Consider the following 17,040-nt stretch of genomic DNA (forward strand, 5'->3'; position numbering starts at 1 on the left):
CGGACGACTTTAGACGCCAGCGCGCGCATGACGCGTCGCGCTCAAGCGTTCGTGTTTTTTTGCCACGAGAAACTGAAGGCCCGGATGGACCCGCAGGACAACGGAATCAGGCAGACGAAAACAGTGCCTTGCAAGGCGCTGGCTGGTCGTGCCGTGCTGTGTCGTCCGCAGGCCCTTCTGCTTCGACTTAGGTACCCCTGAGCGCTCCGTTTTGCCGGACCGCTTGGGGCGAGAGCGCGCCCAAGGGCGCTTGCAGTACCGACAAGTCGAATTCAAGTTTTTCGTGAAAGGGTCCATCCCATGAATAGTTCCAAGTCACCGGCGTCCGGCTCGAACCGCGTCATCATCTTCGACACAACCCTGCGCGATGGCGAGCAGTCGCCGGGTGCGTCGATGAATCTGGACGAAAAGCTGAAGATCGCCACCACGCTGGAGGAAATGGGCGTCGACGTCATCGAGGCCGGTTTCCCCATTTCATCGCCGGGCGATTTCGAAGCCGTGAAGCGCATCGCCGAAACCGTGAAGAAATCCACGGTCTGCGGTCTGGCCAGGGCCACCAAGGGCGATATCGAACGCTGCGCCGAGGCCATCAAGCCAGCCGCTTCTGGGCGCATCCACACTTTCATCTCCACCTCGCCCCTGCACATGAAGTTCAAGCTGCAGATGGAACCCGAGAAGGTCTATCAGGCGGTGATCGATTCCGTTTCGTACGCCCGCAAATTCACCGACGACGTGGAATGGTCGGCCGAGGACGGCTCGCGCACCGAGCATGATTTCCTGTGCCGCTGCGTGGAAGCCGCCATCGCCTCGGGGGCCAGAACCATCAACATCCCCGATACCGTGGGCTATTCGGTGCCCGACGAATACGCGGCCCTGATCGCCATGCTGTTCAACCGCGTGCCCAATATCGACAAGGCTATCATCTCGGTCCATTGCCACAACGATCTGGGCTTGGCGGTGGCCAATTCGCTGGCCGCCGTGAATGCGGGCGCTCGTCAGATCGAATGCACCATCAACGGCCTGGGCGAGCGCGCGGGCAACGCCGCGATGGAAGAGATCGTCATGGCGCTGCGCACGCGCCACGACCGCCTGCCCTACGCCACCGGCGTCAAGACCGAAAACATCATGAAGGCCTCGCATCTGGTTTCCAACATCACCGGGTTCGTGGTGCAGCCCAACAAGGCCATCGTCGGCGCCAACGCTTTTGCGCATGAATCGGGCATCCATCAGGACGGCGTTTTGAAAAACGCCCAGACCTACGAAATCATGACGCCGGAATCGGTGGGACTGAACCGCTCGAAACTGGTTCTCGGCAAGCTGTCGGGCAGCGCCGCCTTCAAGGCCAAGCTGAAGGAGCTGGGCTATGAGATGGGCGACAATGCGCTGAAGGAAGCCTTCAAGCGCTTCAAGGATCTGGCCGACCGCAAGCGCGAAATCTTCGACGAGGATATCGCCACGCTGGTCGACGACGAATTGCTGCGCGCTTCCGACGCCGTGCGTTTCGTCAGCCTGGATTTGCATTGTGGATCGAAGGCGCCGCCCAAGGCGGTGCTGGAATTGGAAATGGACGGCCAGTTGCTGTCGGCGACGGCATCCGGAGACGGGCCGGTGGACGCCGCATTCAACGCCATCAAGTCGCTGTTCCCGCACGAAGCCAAGCTGTTGCTCTATCAGGTCAGCGCGGTGACCGAGGGCACCGACGCGCAAGCCGAAGTATCGGTCAGGCTGGAGGAACACGGCAAATCGGTCAATGGCCAGGGGGCTGACACCGACACCATCGTCGCCTCGGTCAAGGCCTATGTGAACGCCATCAACAAGCTGGTCGTGAAACGCACGCGGTCGGCGCCCGAAGCCTTGTCGGCCTAGGGAATAAGCACGAGAGGTTTGGAAATCCGAAACGCAAGAAAGGCGTTTCGGGTTTTCCGAAAAGTTAAACAGTTCAAACGGAGCGGTCGGTACAAATGTTTTCGCGTCTGATGGGTATGATGTCGGCCGATATGGCCATTGATCTTGGCACGGCCAACACGCTGGTTTACGTGAAGGGGCGCGGCATCGTGCTCAACGAGCCATCGGTGGTGGCCATCGCGGACGTCAAGGGCAAGAAGCAGGTTCTGGCGGTCGGCAACGAGGCCAAGCAGATGCTGGGCCGCACGCCGGGTTCGATCCAGGCCATCCGCCCGCTTCGCGACGGCGTGATCGCCGATTTCGAAGTGGCGGAAGAAATGATCAAGCATTTCATCCGCAAGGTTCACAACCGCAAGACCTTCGCCAGCCCCTTGATCGTCGTCTGCGTGCCGTCGGGTTCCACCGCCGTCGAGCGGCGCGCCATTCAAGATTCGGCGGAAAGCGCAGGCGCTAGGCGCGTCTATCTGATCGAGGAGCCGATGGCGGCCGCCATCGGCGCCGGTCTGCCGGTCACCGAACCCACCGGTTCGATGGTGGTCGATATTGGCGGCGGCACCACCGAAGTGGCGGTGCTTAGCTTGGGCGGCATCGTCTATTCGCGCTCGGTGCGCGTGGGCGGCGACAAGATGGACGAGGCCATCATCGGCTTCATCCGGCGCAACCACAATCTTCTGATCGGCGAAAGCTCGGCCGAACGCATCAAGAAGGAAATCGGCTCGGCCTGCCCGCCCGAAGACGGCGATGGGCGGACCATGGAGATCAAGGGCCGCGACCTGATGAATGGCGTGCCCAAGGAACTGCTGGTCACCGAACATCAGATCGCCGAAAGCCTGGCCGAACCGGTGGGCGCCATCATCGAAGCGGTGAAGGTGGCCCTGGAACATACGGCCCCCGAACTGGCCGCCGACATCGTGGACAAGGGCATTGTGCTGACCGGCGGCGGCGCCCTTTTGTCCAACCTCGATTACGTGCTGCGCCACGCCACCGGTCTGCCGGTGTCGATCGCCGACGATCCGCTGTCTTGCGTGGCGCTGGGAACGGGCCGCGCCTTGGACGAAATGAAGAAGTTCCGCCAAGTTCTGGCAACGATGTATTAATCACACCGGCCTAAAATAGGTCGGTTTATATGGCGCAGGGAGGGTGAGTGAAGCCTTCAGGTTCGACCGCAAGATTGGCTATCGTCAGGCAACTGGCCCAGCGCTTCGCCTTCGCCACCATGGCGGTGGCGGCTTTCGCGCTGATGCTGGTCGGCAAGGCCGATACCGTGCTGGTCGAACGCCTGCGCGCCACGGCGGTCGATACGGTCACCCCCATCCTGGAAATGCTTTCAAGGCCTGCCGCCACCATGGCCGAGATGGTGGACAATGTGCGCCAGCTAGGCCATATCCGCACGGAAAACACGGCCCTGCGCGATGAAAACCAGAAGCTGTTGCGCTGGCAGGAAGCCGCCCGGCGCCTGGAAAGCGAAAACGCCCAATTGAAGGAATTGCTGAATTTCGTGCCCGGCCCCGACGCCGGTTTCGTGGCCGCCCGCGTGGTGGCGGATTCGGGTGGCGCTTTCGCGCACAGCGTGCTGATCAACGCAGGCTCGCGCGATGGCGTTCGCAAGGGCCAAGCCGTGGTCAGCGGCGAAGGATTGATCGGGCGCGTGCATCAGGTGGGGCAACATTCGTCGCGCGTCTTGCTGCTGACCGATCTCAACTCGCATCTGCCGGTCATGCTGGAAACCAGCCGCACGCGGGCCATCATGACTGGCGACAACGGCGAGCGTCCGAAGCTGAATTATCTGTCCGACACGCTGCGCCTGCTTCCCGGCGACCGTGTCGTCACCTCGGGCCATGGCGGCGTGCTGCCGCCCGGCCTGCCGGTTGGCCTGATGTTGCAAGGCCCCGACGGCGTCGTGCGCGTCGAGCCGTTCGTCAATCGCCACAAGCTGGAATATGTGCGCATTGTCGATTACGGCCTGGGCGGCGCCATCACGCCTCCGGAGGAGGGGGTAAGCGCCGGAGCCAAGCGTTGAGACCGGCGGGCCTGACCCAGCGCCTGGACATGGCGGCCCGGCATGTATTGCCGGTACTCCTCACCTTGCTGCTTTTGCTGATTTCCCTGCTGCCGCTGAAACTGCCGGGACTGGCCAGCATCATGCCGCCGCTGGCCTTGATGGGCGTTTTCTATTGGGGCGTCTATCGCCCCGATCTTTTGAACGGCCCGTCCGCCTTCGTCATCGGCATAGCGCAGGATCTTCTGTTCGGCCTGCCGATCGGCGTCAGCGCGCTGGTCATGCTGCTGGTTCACGGCTTTGCGCAAACCAGACGCCGCTCGTTTCTGTCGCACGGTTTTCTTGTCGTCTGGGTTGGTTTCGCGCTGGCCGGTGCGGGCGCCTCGCTCCTGACCTGGATTCTGGTTTCGGTTCTGGCCGGAACCCCCACCAACCCTAATCCCGCCTTTACCCAGTTCGTGTTGACGGTGCTGACCTATCCGTTGTTCGCCCGCCTCATGGGCCTGGCTCATCAAACGCTTCTGAAGGAAGAATGAGATGAGCCGCCAAGCTGATCGCAACAAAGTCTTCTCGCGCCGCGCCACCTTGCTGGCGGGAGGCAAGCTGCTGTTGTTCACGGCGCTGGCGGGGCGCATGTATTACCTTCAGGTGATCGAGCGCGAGAAATTCGCCACCTTGGCCGAGGAAAACCGGATCAGCCTGCGCCTGCTGGCCCCGCCTCGCGGACGTATCCTCGACCGTTTCGGCGTGCCGCTGGCCATCAATCAGGAAAATTACCGCATGCTGCTGGTGCCTGAACAGGCAACGGACATCGAAGCCACGCTGGAAGCGGCCAGCGAGATCATCCCCTTGTCCGACCACGAGAAGACCAAGATTTTGCGCGAGGCCAAGCGGCGCAGAAGTTTCATGCCCGTCACGGTGCGCGAGAACCTGACCTGGAACGACGTGGCCCGCGTTGAGCTGAACGCCGCCGATCTGCCGGGCTGCATGATCGATGTCGGACAAAGCCGCTTCTATCCCAAAGCGGATCGTTTCTCGCATGTGCTGGGCTATGTTTCGGTGGTGTCGGAGCAAGACCTGACCGGCGACCCGCTGCTGGAACTGCCAGGATTCCGCATCGGCAAGGCGGGGGTCGAGCGCGTGCACGATCTGGCCCTGCGCGGCAAGGGCGGCAACACGCAGCTTGAGGTGAATGCGCTGGGACGCGTGATTCGCGAATTGGCCAGGAACGAGGGTCAGCCCGGCGCGGAAGTGCGCTTGACCATCGATGCCGCCCTGCAAGACTTCGCTTATCAGCGCCTGGGCGAGCAAAGCGCTTCTTGCGTGGTGATGGACGTTCATTCCGGTCAGGTTCTGGTCATGGCGTCGGCCCCCGGCTACGATCCCAACGCCTTCGCCCAGGGGCTGAACGCCGAACAATGGAAAGACCTGATCCAGCATCCCAGAACGCCGCTGCTCAACAAATGCATTGCCGGGCAATACGCGCCCGGCTCGACCTTCAAGATGATGGTGGCGCTGGCAGCGCTTGAACACAATGTCGTCAGCCCCGATTTCAACGTCCACTGTTCGGGCCATGTCGAACTTGGCAACTCGGTCTTCCACTGCTGGAAGAAGGAAGGCCACGGCTATGTCGACATGCTGCGCGGCATCATGCACAGCTGCGACGTCTACTTCTATGAAATCGCCAAACGCGTCGGCATTGACCGCATCGCCGACATGGCCAAAAGATTCGGTCTGGGCAACACGTTGGATATCGATCTGGCCGGCGAAAAGCCGGGGTTGGTGCCCAATCGCGAATGGAAGCTGCGCAATCTGCGTTCGGCCTGGTCGCAGGGCGAAACCCTGGTGGCGGGCATCGGTCAGGGATACATGCTGACCACGCCGCTGCAACTGGCCGCCATGACGGCCAGGATCGCCAATGGCGGCATCGCTGTGCGGCCCCGCCTGACCTACGAAGTGGCGACCGGCCATGAATCGGCCCCCCTGCCCACCCCCACTTATCCCAGCATCCAGATCAACAAGGCCAATCTGGCCATCGTGCGCAAGGGAATGCGCATGGTCGTCAACGAGCCGGGCGGCACGGCGCTGGGTTCCCGCCTGCCCAATCCCAATTGGATCATGTGCGGAAAGACGGGAACGGCCCAGGTGCGCCGCATCACCATGCGCGAGCGCGACACCGGGGTTAAGAAGAATGACGAACTGCCCTGGAAGGAACGCGACCACGCGCTGTTCGTGGCCTATGCCCCCGACGACGACCCGAAATACGCGATCGCCGTCATCGTCGAACATGGCGGCGGCGGCTCTGCCGTGGCCGCCCCCATCGCGCGCGACGTCATGATGGAAACCTTGCGGCGCGATCCTGTCTCCGAAGGCGCTCGCGACCGCTTTGCCTATTCTGCCGAGAAGGACCGCGCCGGATGATCCTGGAACCCAGGGGAAATATGCGCCGCGACGGCAATATGGGGATCGGCGAGAAGCTGTGGCATGTCAGCTGGTCGCTGGTGGCTTTGATCTCCCTGGTCGCTGGGGTCGGTTTCTTCATGCTCTACTCGGCCGCCGACGGCAGCATGTCGCCCTGGGCCAACAAGCAGATCGTGCGTTTCGCCTTCGGCGTCGGGCTGATGATTGCCGTCGCCCTGGTCGATGTGCGTTTTTGGATGCGTCAGGCATACCTGATCTATGGCGTGGCCCTGTTCCTGCTGATTCTGGTGGATCTGTTCGGCACCATCGGCATGGGCGCTCAGCGCTGGATCAACCTGGGATTCGTGCAGATTCAGCCTTCGGAGATCATGAAGATCGCCCTAGTGCTGGCGCTGGCCCGCTATTTTCACGGCGCCAGCCATGAAGATGTCGGGCGCCCCCTTTTCCTGCTGCCCGCTCTGGGCTTGGTGATGCTGCCCGCCGCCCTGGTGGTGGTGCAACCTGACCTGGGCACCGCCATCCTGCTGATTCTGGGTTCCGGCGCCACCTTCTTTTTGGCGGGCGTTCGCTTGTGGAAATTCGGAATCCTGATCGCCCTTGGCGTCGGCGCCATTCCCATCGGCTGGCAGTTCCTGCGCGAATACCAGAAGAACCGCGTTCTGACCTTCCTCAATCCCGAACGCGACCCGCTGGGTGCTGGCTATCACATCACCCAATCGAAAATAGCGCTCGGCTCGGGCGGATTGTTCGGCAAGGGGTATATGGAAGGCACGCAAAGCCAATTGAATTATTTGCCGGAAAAGCATACCGACTTCATCTTCACCATGTTCTCGGAAGAATTCGGCATGGTCGGTGGGCTGCTGCTGCTGGTGCTGTACGCCTGCCTGATCGCCTATGGCTACGCCATCGCGCTTAGGTCGCGCAGCCAGTTCGGGCGATTGGTCGCCATGGGCATCACCAATATTTTCTTTCTTTACGTCTTCATCAACATCGCCATGGTGATGGGCCTGTTGCCGGTGGTCGGCGTGCCCTTGCCGCTGATTTCCTATGGCGGAACGGCGATGCTGACGCTTCTGTTCGGCTTTGGCTTGATGATCGGCGTCTATGTGCATCGCGACGTCAATATGGGTCGGCGCGGCGCTTCGGACGATGTGTAGCTATTCCAGCGCCACCCGATAGATCCTGAATGTTCCCTTGGATGTCGGCAAGGCTGCCTCCGCTTTCAGCCATGCGGGCGCATCGCCTTGCGCCAGTCTGGCATGAAATCCGAGACCTCCCCGTTTGGCGTCGAAGCCCAGCCCTTCCGATTCCTGATCACAGACCGCCACCCAGCCGATATGGCGACGTTGCGCCACCTCGCGGGCGGGCGCGTCGTCCATGGCGCCCAGCGCGTTGACGATGTCCAGAATGCCGTCGGTGCTGCGGTGATATGGACCCGCCACCACCGGATGGCGGCTGAGATAGGCAAGCTCGGGGCCGGGAAAGATGTAGGTCAGGATCGGCTTGCGATCATCGGGCCATTCTGTCTTGAAATGATGGGCCAGCCTGTCCCACGAACAAATGTCGGGAGCGCCTGGGTCTGCGTGGCCCAGCCCCATTTTAGCGACGAAGGCTGCCGCGGCAAGCGGCCCCACCAAGACCAGCGGCACCGCCAGCACGCGAAGCCTGCCCATGCGCAGCGCGGCCAGGGCCAGCAGGGTCCAGGGCAATACGTCGGCGGCGGCGGCAAAGACCGCGATGCGCACCTGATAAAACATGGCGGGCACATAGACCAGCAGCGCGCACAGGCTGATCAGGATGAATCCGCCCGGTTCCCGCCAGAAGCGCCAGGCGGCATAGATCAGGCCCATCAGAGGCGGGGCCAGCAGCAGAACCGCCTTGGGGCCAAGGGATAGTGGCTGGGCCTCCTTGACCAGCGAGAACCAGATGGGCACCAGCCGGGGATCGAGATTGCCATAGGGGCCGCGAAAGAATTGGGGAAAGGTCAAGGCCATCAGCCCGCCAGCCATGGCGGCCATGCCTAGGCCCAGCAACAGCCGCCGACCTTTCGTGTCGGCCCAGTCGTTCCCAATAATGGTCCAACCTGCACTGAGCGTCAGGAAACAACACAGCCCGAATTGCACCAGCGAGAGGCGGTCATATTCCTGATCCATCCAACTGGCTGGCGGGCGTTCAAGAACCAGCGCGCAAGCTGCGACAAGGCACAATGTCAGCAAATAGGCGAGCAGCCGTTTGCGTTCGCTTGCGCCATTCAGAATCCACAGCAGCCCCAGACACAGACCGGCGGCAAGAATCAGCAACAGGGCCTCGGCGCTGACCCACAAGGCCAATCCAGACGCCAAACCGGCCCAGACGGCGGACCTTGTCCCTTGGCGCATCAAACCCGCCAGCGCCCAAATCTCAAGGGTGATCTGCAACCCGTGATGATCAGGTCTGGCAGGCAGAAAAACGCCCACAATGCCGGGCTGCAAGACGAACAACGCCACCGCCAACAGAATGGCCGGAGACGAAAGATGCGGGCGCAAGCCCCAAACCAGCGCACCCACGGCGGCCAATTCCAGAAGCGGGCTGATCCACAGCCCTGCCTGCCAGACCGACTGTTCCACGCTCAGCCAGGGCAGCAACGGCAACGCCGCCAGGGCGATCAGAAGATCGAACAGTCGCGTCCAGTGCAGGGCTTCGCCGTAAGGGGCGTTCAATAAGACGGTGGTGGCGTCGTACCAGCCCTGCCCGCCCAGCAAAGCCTCGACGCGGGCAAGGCGGATATAGCAATCACCATCGACCAATCGGTCGGAAAGAAGGGGGGTGACGCCGGAAAGAATCGCCCCGGCCTGGGTTGCCGCAGCCAGCAGAAAAGAGCCTGACAGCAGCCAGCGCAAAGACACCCGTCAGCCTTTGAATTGTTGCATGGCCTGAATGACCGCCGGGCCGATGATGACGATGAACAACACGGGCAGGAAAAATAAGATCATGGGAACGGTCAACTGGGCGGGCAAGGCGCCCGCCTTCTTCTCGGCCGTCGCCATGCGCGCATCCCTGTTTTCCTGCGACAGCACGCGCAGGGCCAGGGCCACGGGCGTGCCGTATTTCTCGGCTTGGATCAGCGACGTGGCCAAGGATTTCGTCGAACCAAGCCCCGTGCGGTCGGACAGATTTTCGAAGGCTTGACGCCGGTCGCCAAGAAAGGCCAGCTCGGCCGTGGTCAGGCCCAATTCCTCGGCCAGCGGCGGGCAGGATTCCGCGATTTCATCGGCCACCCGGCCAAAGGCCGCTTCGACGGAAAGCCCGGCCTCGACGCAGATCACCAGCAGATCGAGCGCATCCGGAAAAAATCGCGTCAGCAAGTGCTGGCGTTTCTGAATGGCGTTTGAAACGATCAGGCTTGGCAGGTAAAAGCCGATGGCTGCCGTCATGACCAGCACCAGCACCAACGTTGGAAACGAGAATTCCAGCTTCTTGACGCCAGAGGTCAGCAGCAGCACGGCGATGAACAGAATCACCGGCGTCGCCACGCGCATGAAGGCGAAGGTGACCGGAGCGCTTGGGCTGCGCCATCCGGCCTGAGCCATGCGGTTGCGCGTTTCCTTCGAGCCGATCAGATTCTCGAGCTTGATCTTTTCAAGGAATGAACGCATGGCGCCCACATGCGCCTTGGGCTGCAAACGCATGCTTTGCTGGAACTTGGCCTTCTGCTGGCGCGACAATTCCTCGCGCCTGGCGGCAACCGCTTTCATGCGGCTGGCCAACTGGTCGCGACTGACCAGGGAAATGCCAATGCCCAGAATGGTGACGAAGCTGCCCAGCGCCGCCAGCACCACCACGATATTTTCAAGCGTCACGATCTCGTTCATCTTGGGCCTCAGTAGTCGAAGGCGATCATGCGCGACATGACGAAAATGCCGATGCCCATCCAAGTCAGGCCGCCCGCGATCAGGATATGGCCGGTGGGATCGATGAACAGAATCCTCAGATACTCCGGATTGACCAGATACAGAAGGCCGCAAACGAAGAACGGCAGCGAACCGATGATGCCAGCCGACGACTTGGCCTCGCTGGAGAGCGACTGAATCTTGTCCTTCAGCTTTTTGCGCCCGCGCAGCACGTCGGACAGCTTGGAAAGCGTATCGGCCAGATTGCCGCCCGTCTGCTGCTGGATGGACAAGACGATGGCGAAGAATTTCAATTCCGGCGTCGGCATGCGCGCCAGCGAACGCGTCATCACTTCATCCATGGTCAGTCCCAACTTCTGCCCTTCGACGATCAGGCGGAATTCAAGGCCGATGGGTTCGGGCAATTCCCGGGCGATGATATTCAGGCACTCGCCAACCGGCAGGCCGGAACGGATGCCGCGCACGATCACGTCGACGGCGTCGGCGAATTTGAAGGTAAAGGCCTTCTGGCGCTTGGTGGCCATGCGCCTGACCACCCAGCGCGGCAAGCCCCAGCCCAATGTCAGCGCCACCATCGGCGACACCAAGGGCGGAAACCCCTTCAGCAGATACAGCGCCGTCCCCACAACGGCGACGATGGCGGACACGGTATAGAATCTGGCGGGCGTCCAATCAAGATTGGCCTGCATCAGCATCTCGCGCAGCGTATTGCCCGCCGTTTTCTTGGCCTTGGCCTTATCCTCGATTTCCTTGAGCTTGGCCGCCACCATGCGCTTGCGTTGTCCGCCGCCCCTAGACCCGCCAAAGGATTTCGAGGTCGGCAGGGTGCCAGCCACCTGGGCGATGCGCTTGCGCATCTTGGCCCGCTCGGCCTGGGTAATGGACAAAGTGGTCAGCGTGCCGACGACAACGCCGACCATCAGCGCCACCAGCATGACGTTGACGAAATCCGGCAGACCTGGAATCAGCTCGATCATGACAGGGACTCGTCCAATGAATCCGCCAACTCGCGCTCCATGCCGAAATATCTGGCCCTGTCCCAGAATTTGGGGCGCAGGCCGGTCATCTTATGGCGCCCCACGATCTTGCCGTTGGCGTCCTCGCCCAGAATTTCGTAGACCATCAAGTCTTGCAGCGTCACCACTTCGCCTTCCATGCCCACGATTTCCGTGACATGGGTGATGCGCCTGGAGCCGTCGCGCAAGCGCGCGGCCTGCACGATCACTTGAACGGCGCCAGCAATCTGCTCGCGCACGGTTTTGGCGGGCAGCGTGAAGCCGCCCATGGCGATCATGTTCTCGATGCGCGAAATCGCCTCACGCGGGTTGTTGGCGTGAATGGTGCCCATCGATCCATCATGGCCGGTGTTCATGGCCTGCAGCAGATCGAAGGCTTCCGGCCCGCGCACCTCGCCCACGATGATGCGTTCCGGGCGCATGCGCAGGCAGTTCTTGACCAGATCGCGCATGGTGATCTCGCCCGCCCCTTCCAGGTTGGGCGGCCTGGTTTCCAGGCGCACGACATGGGGCTGCTGCAATTGCAATTCCGCCGAATCCTCGCAGGTAATCACGCGCTCGCCGGTATCGATGAAATTGGTCAAGCAGTTGAGCAGCGTGGTCTTGCCCGATCCGGTGCCGCCCGAGACCACCACATTGATCCGGCAATGCCCGATCACTTTCAGCAGGTTGGCGCCCTTGGGCGTGATGGTGCCGAACGAGACCAGCTTGTCCAGCGTCAGCTTGTCCTTCTTAAACTTACGAATGGTCAGGGAAGGACCATCGATCGACAAAGGCGGCGCGATCACGTTGACGCGAGAGCCGTCGAGCAAGCGCGCGTCGCAGATCGGGCTGGCTTCGTCCACGCGGCGCCCAACCGCCGAGACGATGCGCTGGCAGATGTTCATCAACTGCGCATTGTCGCGAAATTTGATGTCGGTCAGGATGATCTTGCCGCTGGTTTCGATGTAAACCTTGTCATAGCCGTTGACCATGATGTCGGCGATGTCGTCCCTGGCGATCAGGGGTTCCAGCGGCCCCAGGCCCAGCACGTCGTTGCAGATGTCGGCGATCACGGTCTGGGTTTCGGCTTGCGAAAGCACCAGATTGCGCATGCTGATGATCTCGGCCACGATGTCGGTAATCTCTTCTCGCACCTGGGCGGGCGACAATTTCGAGATTTCCGTCAGATCGACAGAATTGATCAGATCGTTGAAGATGCCGATCTTCACGTCTTGCAGGCGCGTCGATTCGCTGGCTCCGGTGTCGCCAAGACCCTTGCCCGGCTTGGCGGGCGGATGCGAGGGCTGTCGCTGCGGGGCGGCGGCTGCCGCGATGGCTGGCGGTGGTTCCGAAGCCGGGAGGCGGGGCACCGAAACCTCTGCCGGTTTCGGCTGTGGCGGAGCTTCCAAGGGGCCGCTGCGCTTGCCGAACATCGGCTACCCTTTCTTGATCAGGGCTTGCCAGATGCGGTTGACGCTTTCGGGCAAAGCCAGACCGCCGACCACAACCGGCGCGCTGCGCGCTTTGCCTTGCGCCGCATGGGCGCCCAAAGCCGTCGCCAGCGCCTTCAAGGATTCGACCGCCTTGTGCGTCGCATTCACGTCGCCAGCCATCTGGCCGTTGTTGGCCGCCGTTTCGAACAAAACGCGGTCGTTGGCGATCAGTTGCAACGGCTCGATGCCCGTGGCTTCCTGGAAATCTTTGGCCGTCAATTGGGTCTTGCGCGACGGATCGACGCGGTTCAGCACCAGCTTGGGCTTCGACCCCTCGCCGCGCTGCTCGCTCAAATACTCGCTCAGATTCTTGGCTTCGCGCAGATTGGCCAGATCGGGATAGGCGACCAGAATCGCCTCGTCCGCCTGCACCAGCACATCCTTCACCCAGGGAAGCCACATGTGCGGCAAATCGAGAATGACGAAATTGGCCTGGCCACGCACCAACTCGATGACCTTCTCCATGGCTTCGGGTTCGATGGGCGTAAAGCCCCGCACGGCGGCAGGAGCCGCCAGCACGCCCAGACGATCATCGACGCGGCTGATAAAGCGCTCGATCAAGGAGGCGTCCAAACGTTCCGGGTTGGAAAGCGCGTCGCCCAAGGTCTGCTTGGGATCTTGATTGAAGGACAAGGCCGCCGTGCCGAACGCCATATCGGCATCGACCACCACCACATCGTCATTGCCCAGGCGCGAGATCGCCCAGGCGGCGTTGTAGGCCACCGTGCTGGAACCAACGCCGCCGCGCACGCCGAAAAAGGCCAGAACCTTGCCGCGCTGCTTGGCGCCTGGGTCGCTGTAGATCGAATCGATGGTTTCCAGAATCTGCCGCGACGTGACCGGGGTGATCAGATATTCGCTGACGCCCGCCGAGATCAAGGTGCGGTACAGGCGAATGTCGTTGACCTGACCGATCACCACAACTTTGGTGGTAGGGTCGCACACTTCGGCCAAACTTTCCAACTGGTCCATCATGGCGCTGTCGGCGCTGCCTTCCTCGACCAGAATCAGGTTGGGCGTATGATTGCTTTTGTAATAGGTCAGTGCGGCGGGAAGGCCGCCATCCAGAATATTCACGATGGAACGAGACAGGCGACGATCGCGGCAAGCCTCTTCCACGGCGGCCTTGGTCGCCGCAGAAAGAGTGAAGGCCTCGAACGTGATTTTATAGCTCATGCGCGCCCTATTGCGTTCCCACGGTGCTGATCGTGCTGGTGACGGAGCCTTTCGAAATCGTTTCCTCGCCGGCGCGGTATTTGCCGATGATGGTGGCTCCGCGCGTGGCGTCCCGCCCGTCCAGGGCATGCGGACGGATCAGATCGCGCGGATTGTCGACCATCAAGCCAATATTGCGCGCAACCGAACAACCGAAACTGGGCAGGGGGTCGTTGCGAAACGGCGTAAAGGACGAATTCTCGTTCCAGTCGCCGCATTGCGGCACCCGCACAGCGTAAACGTCATAGCCAAGGCGTGCCATGCCCTCGGGCGATACGTCGCTGGCGGGGGCCGTGCGCACGCGAAGTCCGGCCTGATCGACCCCCATCGCCGTCAAAAGATCAGCCATCAAGGAAGCGCGGCGCTTGGCCACCAGTTCCGCCTCGTCGCCTTCGCCCTTGGAGACCGTGATGGCGAAGGGCGCTTCGCCCCGCTGCAAGAAAACATCGACGAAGGATTGCAGGCGCGACATGTCTTCAGGCTTGATCACGCTGTCATCTTGCACAGGCAAGGCCAAGGCAACCGGCCGTTTCTCGACCACCAGACGCTGATGGACGCGCCAATCGCCTTCCTCGGCGCAGGCTGACAGGATGGGCGCCAACAGCAGCAGGGCAAAACCGAACAAACGGCGGCGGATCGATGTCATATCCGTCCTCCTATTCCATGATGTAGCCGAAGGGGCCTTCGATGGCCATGGCCGGAGGCGGACCTTTGCCGCCCTTGTAGACATGGTGCAAGCGTCCAAACAAATACTGATCGAGATCGCTGGAATGTTCCAGTCCGTCGGTCGGCAAGGCGAACTGGCTGTCGCCGCCCGGCCGCACCACATAGGCCGTGACATTGACCACCAATTCCGATTCCGAACGCTGGAACGAGGTCGAGCGGAACAAGGCGCCCAGAATGGGTAAGTCCTTGGCGCCGGGCAGGCCGCGAATGTCGTTGGTGATATCGTTTTGCAGCAAGCCCGCAATCATCAGGCTGCCGCCTGAAGGCAGTTCAACGGTCGATTCAGCGCGGCGCACTTTCAAGCCCGGCACCGACGTAGTCGAAGACACGGCTACGGTCAGATTCGAATCAATGGAACTGACTTCGCTGGACAGTTTCAAGCTGATCCGCCCGTTCGACAACACCACCGGCGTGAAGGCCAGCCCCACGCCGAAGGGCTTGAACTGCACGGAAATCTGTCCGTTCTGATCGGACACCGGAATGGGATACTCGCCGCCCGCCAGCAGCTTGGCGGTTTCGCCCGACACCGCCGTCAGATTCGGTTCGGCCAAACTTTTGATCAGGCCGCGCTTTTCCAACGCCTTGATGACGAACTGCAGCGGATTGACGCCGCCCCCGGCATGATCGATCTTGGTAAGCGTGTTGCTGTACAGGGACGAACTGCCGGTCAAGGCGCCGGTGGCTGGCGAGGTCAGCGTGCCGCCCAGCCCGGCGAAAACGAAGGAGCCGATCGAGGTCTGGATGCCCAGCTCCTTCAGGGCCGATTTCTGCACCTCAGCCACGCGTACTTTCAGCAACACCTGCTGCTCGGCTTGCACCTTCAACAGATTGATCAGCTTGGCATCGTCGGTGACGAAGGGACGCGCCACCGCCCTGGCGCTGGCGGCGGCGGAATCGGAACGCACCGAACCGGACAGGAACAGATTGTCGCCCACTGCGTAAGCCGAGATGTTTTCGCCCGGCAGAATCTGCACCAAGGTGGCGCGCAGGGAATCGATATCGACCTGGACATGCAATTCCAGCTTCAGAACGACATTGCCGAAGCGATCCAGGAACATGATGTTGGTGTCGCCCACCGATTTGGCGATCAGGAAAGCCTGCCTGGGCGTTTTGATCTGCACGTCGGCGATATCCGAACTGGAAACCAGCACGTCGCGCACGTCTTCGGGCAATTCGATGATGCGCGCCTTGTTGAGCGCCAGACGCATGACATCGGACACTGCCGCCTTGGCGGCCAAGGGAGGCGGCAATTGCGGGGCGGGCTTGGCTGCAACCTTGGCGGCGGCGGGCCTGGCGTTCAAGCCGCCCTTCGTCACCTGCGCTTGCGGCGCCGGTGTCGGCATGGGCGGTTCCGGCGCCTGCGCGAATGACGGCAGAACGGTGCCCAGGCAGAAGGCAAGCAGAATGGCCAGTTTGGAAAGGGAGCGCGGGCGCATCATCGCACCTGCTCCATGGTTGGCGCGGCGCCCCGATAAACCTTGACCTGTCCACCCGTGAAATCGCCATCCGTCTGGCGCGGCGCCGTGCGCCTGGGCGGCGGAGCTTCCACCGGTTCGGACGCCATGGAGGCCGCCGCCAATGGTCCGCCCTCGTCGCCGGGTCCGGGCGTCAGGCTGCGCAGAACCAACGTGATCTCGCCCGACTTTTCGGATTGCAGCAGCGTCTCGGCATCCTTGGGCGAAACTTCCAGCGTGACCGTTTTGCCAACCTGCGCCATCGACTGAACGTCATCCACTTTCTGATCGACAGCCAAGACGCGCAAATCGCGCACCACCGTTTCCGACTTGGCCTTTTTCGTCACATCTTCCGAGGAGCCGGTGCTTTGACGCAAATCGGCGGTCATGATCACATCGACGCGATCTCCCGGCAGAATGAAACCGCCCGCCGACGACTGCGGCGACACTTGCAGGCCGATGGCGCGCATGCCAGGCGACAAGATGCCCGACATCATCCCGGCCCCTTCCTGGCGGAACACTCGATTGGCCATCATCGGCTCGCCGGACAGAAATGCTTGGCGAACCGCAGCGCCGACGAAAGCGTTTCTGGCTTCTTCGCCCGACCCCAGCTTGACGATATAGCGACGATCAACGGCCTCGTTGGGCCAGGATTGCCATTTCAGGTCGCCTTCCTTCAGCACGGTTCCAGTCGCCAGATCGCGCCCCGCGACCAACACTTGCGACATGGGTGCGGGCTTGGCCGCCAGTTCGGCCACGGCCTGCGGCGTCGGCGGACGATTAAGCGCCCGCTTGGCTAAAAACGCCGTTACCCCGGCGATACCCAAGGCCGCTACCAGAAGAATGATGGTGATCGGTCGCATCCGCCCGTACTAATCCGTTCCTAAAACTACCCCGTCGCCGCTTGGCCGATGAGCCAGCGGGCTTTTGGTTAACCAA

General features: G+C 61.8%; 14 protein-coding genes. 6 read left to right on the forward strand and 8 right to left on the reverse strand.

Annotated features, from left to right (window positions below; all coding sequences use genetic code 11):
* Positions 1-300 precede the first annotated feature (300 nt).
* The 6 genes from HQL44_02525 (at position 301) to rodA (ending at position 7,482) form a co-directional block, all read left to right on the forward strand.
* A complete protein-coding gene (locus HQL44_02525) occupies positions 301-1,866 on the forward strand; it encodes a 2-isopropylmalate synthase (protein MBF0267447.1) in 1,566 nt (521 codons plus the stop codon).
* A 95-nt stretch (positions 1,867-1,961) separates the two neighbouring features.
* Positions 1,962-3,002, forward strand: coding sequence for a rod shape-determining protein (locus tag HQL44_02530; protein ID MBF0267448.1), 1,041 nt, complete (start codon positions 1,962-1,964; stop codon positions 3,000-3,002).
* Positions 3,003-3,049: 47 nt separating this feature from the next.
* Positions 3,050-3,925 (forward strand): rod shape-determining protein MreC, encoded by an 876-nt coding sequence (mreC, locus tag HQL44_02535; protein MBF0267449.1) that lies wholly within the window; start codon positions 3,050-3,052, stop codon positions 3,923-3,925.
* Positions 3,922-4,440: a rod shape-determining protein MreD gene (gene mreD, locus HQL44_02540; protein ID MBF0267450.1), complete on the forward strand. Its 519-nt coding sequence runs from the start codon at positions 3,922-3,924 to the stop codon at positions 4,438-4,440. Before mreC ends, mreD begins: the two co-directional genes overlap by 4 nt.
* A 1-nt stretch (position 4,441) precedes the next feature.
* On the forward strand, positions 4,442-6,325 hold the full coding sequence (mrdA, locus tag HQL44_02545; GenBank protein MBF0267451.1) for a penicillin-binding protein 2: 1,884 nt from the start codon (positions 4,442-4,444) through the stop codon (positions 6,323-6,325).
* Positions 6,322-7,482, forward strand: a complete 1,161-nt coding sequence (rodA, locus tag HQL44_02550; GenBank protein MBF0267452.1) for a rod shape-determining protein RodA — start codon at positions 6,322-6,324, stop codon at positions 7,480-7,482. The genes mrdA and rodA overlap by 4 nt, the downstream gene beginning before the upstream one ends.
* On the opposite strand, the gene HQL44_02555 is transcribed toward rodA, so the two are convergent.
* Genes HQL44_02555 through cpaB form a run of 8 tightly spaced genes read right to left on the reverse strand, consistent with a single transcriptional unit; the run spans position 7,483 to position 16,964 of the window.
* Positions 7,483-9,210, reverse strand: coding sequence for a hypothetical protein (locus tag HQL44_02555; protein MBF0267453.1), 1,728 nt, complete (start codon positions 9,208-9,210; stop codon positions 7,483-7,485).
* A gap of 3 nt (positions 9,211-9,213) precedes the next feature.
* Positions 9,214-10,176, reverse strand: coding sequence for a type II secretion system F family protein (locus HQL44_02560; GenBank protein MBF0267454.1), 963 nt, complete (start codon positions 10,174-10,176; stop codon positions 9,214-9,216).
* 8 nt (positions 10,177-10,184) lie between these two features.
* Entirely contained in the window at positions 10,185-11,192 is a 1,008-nt protein-coding gene (locus HQL44_02565) for a type II secretion system F family protein (protein ID MBF0267455.1), read from the reverse strand.
* Positions 11,189-12,646 (reverse strand): CpaF family protein, encoded by a 1,458-nt coding sequence (locus tag HQL44_02570; GenBank protein MBF0267456.1) that lies wholly within the window; start codon positions 12,644-12,646, stop codon positions 11,189-11,191. Before HQL44_02570 ends, HQL44_02565 begins: the two co-directional genes overlap by 4 nt.
* A 3-nt stretch (positions 12,647-12,649) precedes the next feature.
* Entirely contained in the window at positions 12,650-13,882 is a 1,233-nt protein-coding gene (locus HQL44_02575; GenBank protein MBF0267457.1) for a pilus assembly protein CpaF, read from the reverse strand.
* Between the two features lie 7 nt (positions 13,883-13,889).
* Positions 13,890-14,567 carry a CpaD family pilus assembly protein gene (locus HQL44_02580; protein MBF0267458.1) on the reverse strand — a complete coding sequence of 226 codons (678 nt, stop codon included), beginning with the start codon at positions 14,565-14,567 and terminating at the stop codon, positions 13,890-13,892.
* Between the two features lie 10 nt (positions 14,568-14,577).
* The gene (locus HQL44_02585; protein ID MBF0267459.1) at positions 14,578-16,083 is read right to left on the reverse strand and encodes a type II and III secretion system protein family protein; all 1,506 of its coding nucleotides are present in this window, start codon (positions 16,081-16,083) and stop codon (positions 14,578-14,580) included.
* A complete protein-coding gene (cpaB, locus tag HQL44_02590; GenBank protein MBF0267460.1) occupies positions 16,083-16,964 on the reverse strand; it encodes a Flp pilus assembly protein CpaB in 882 nt (293 codons plus the stop codon). Before cpaB ends, HQL44_02585 begins: the two co-directional genes overlap by 1 nt.
* Positions 16,965-17,040 lie beyond the last annotated feature (76 nt).

It is taken from the genome of Alphaproteobacteria bacterium, assembly GCA_015231795.1.
Lineage (GTDB): Bacteria > Pseudomonadota > Alphaproteobacteria > Rhodospirillales > WMHbin7 > WMHbin7.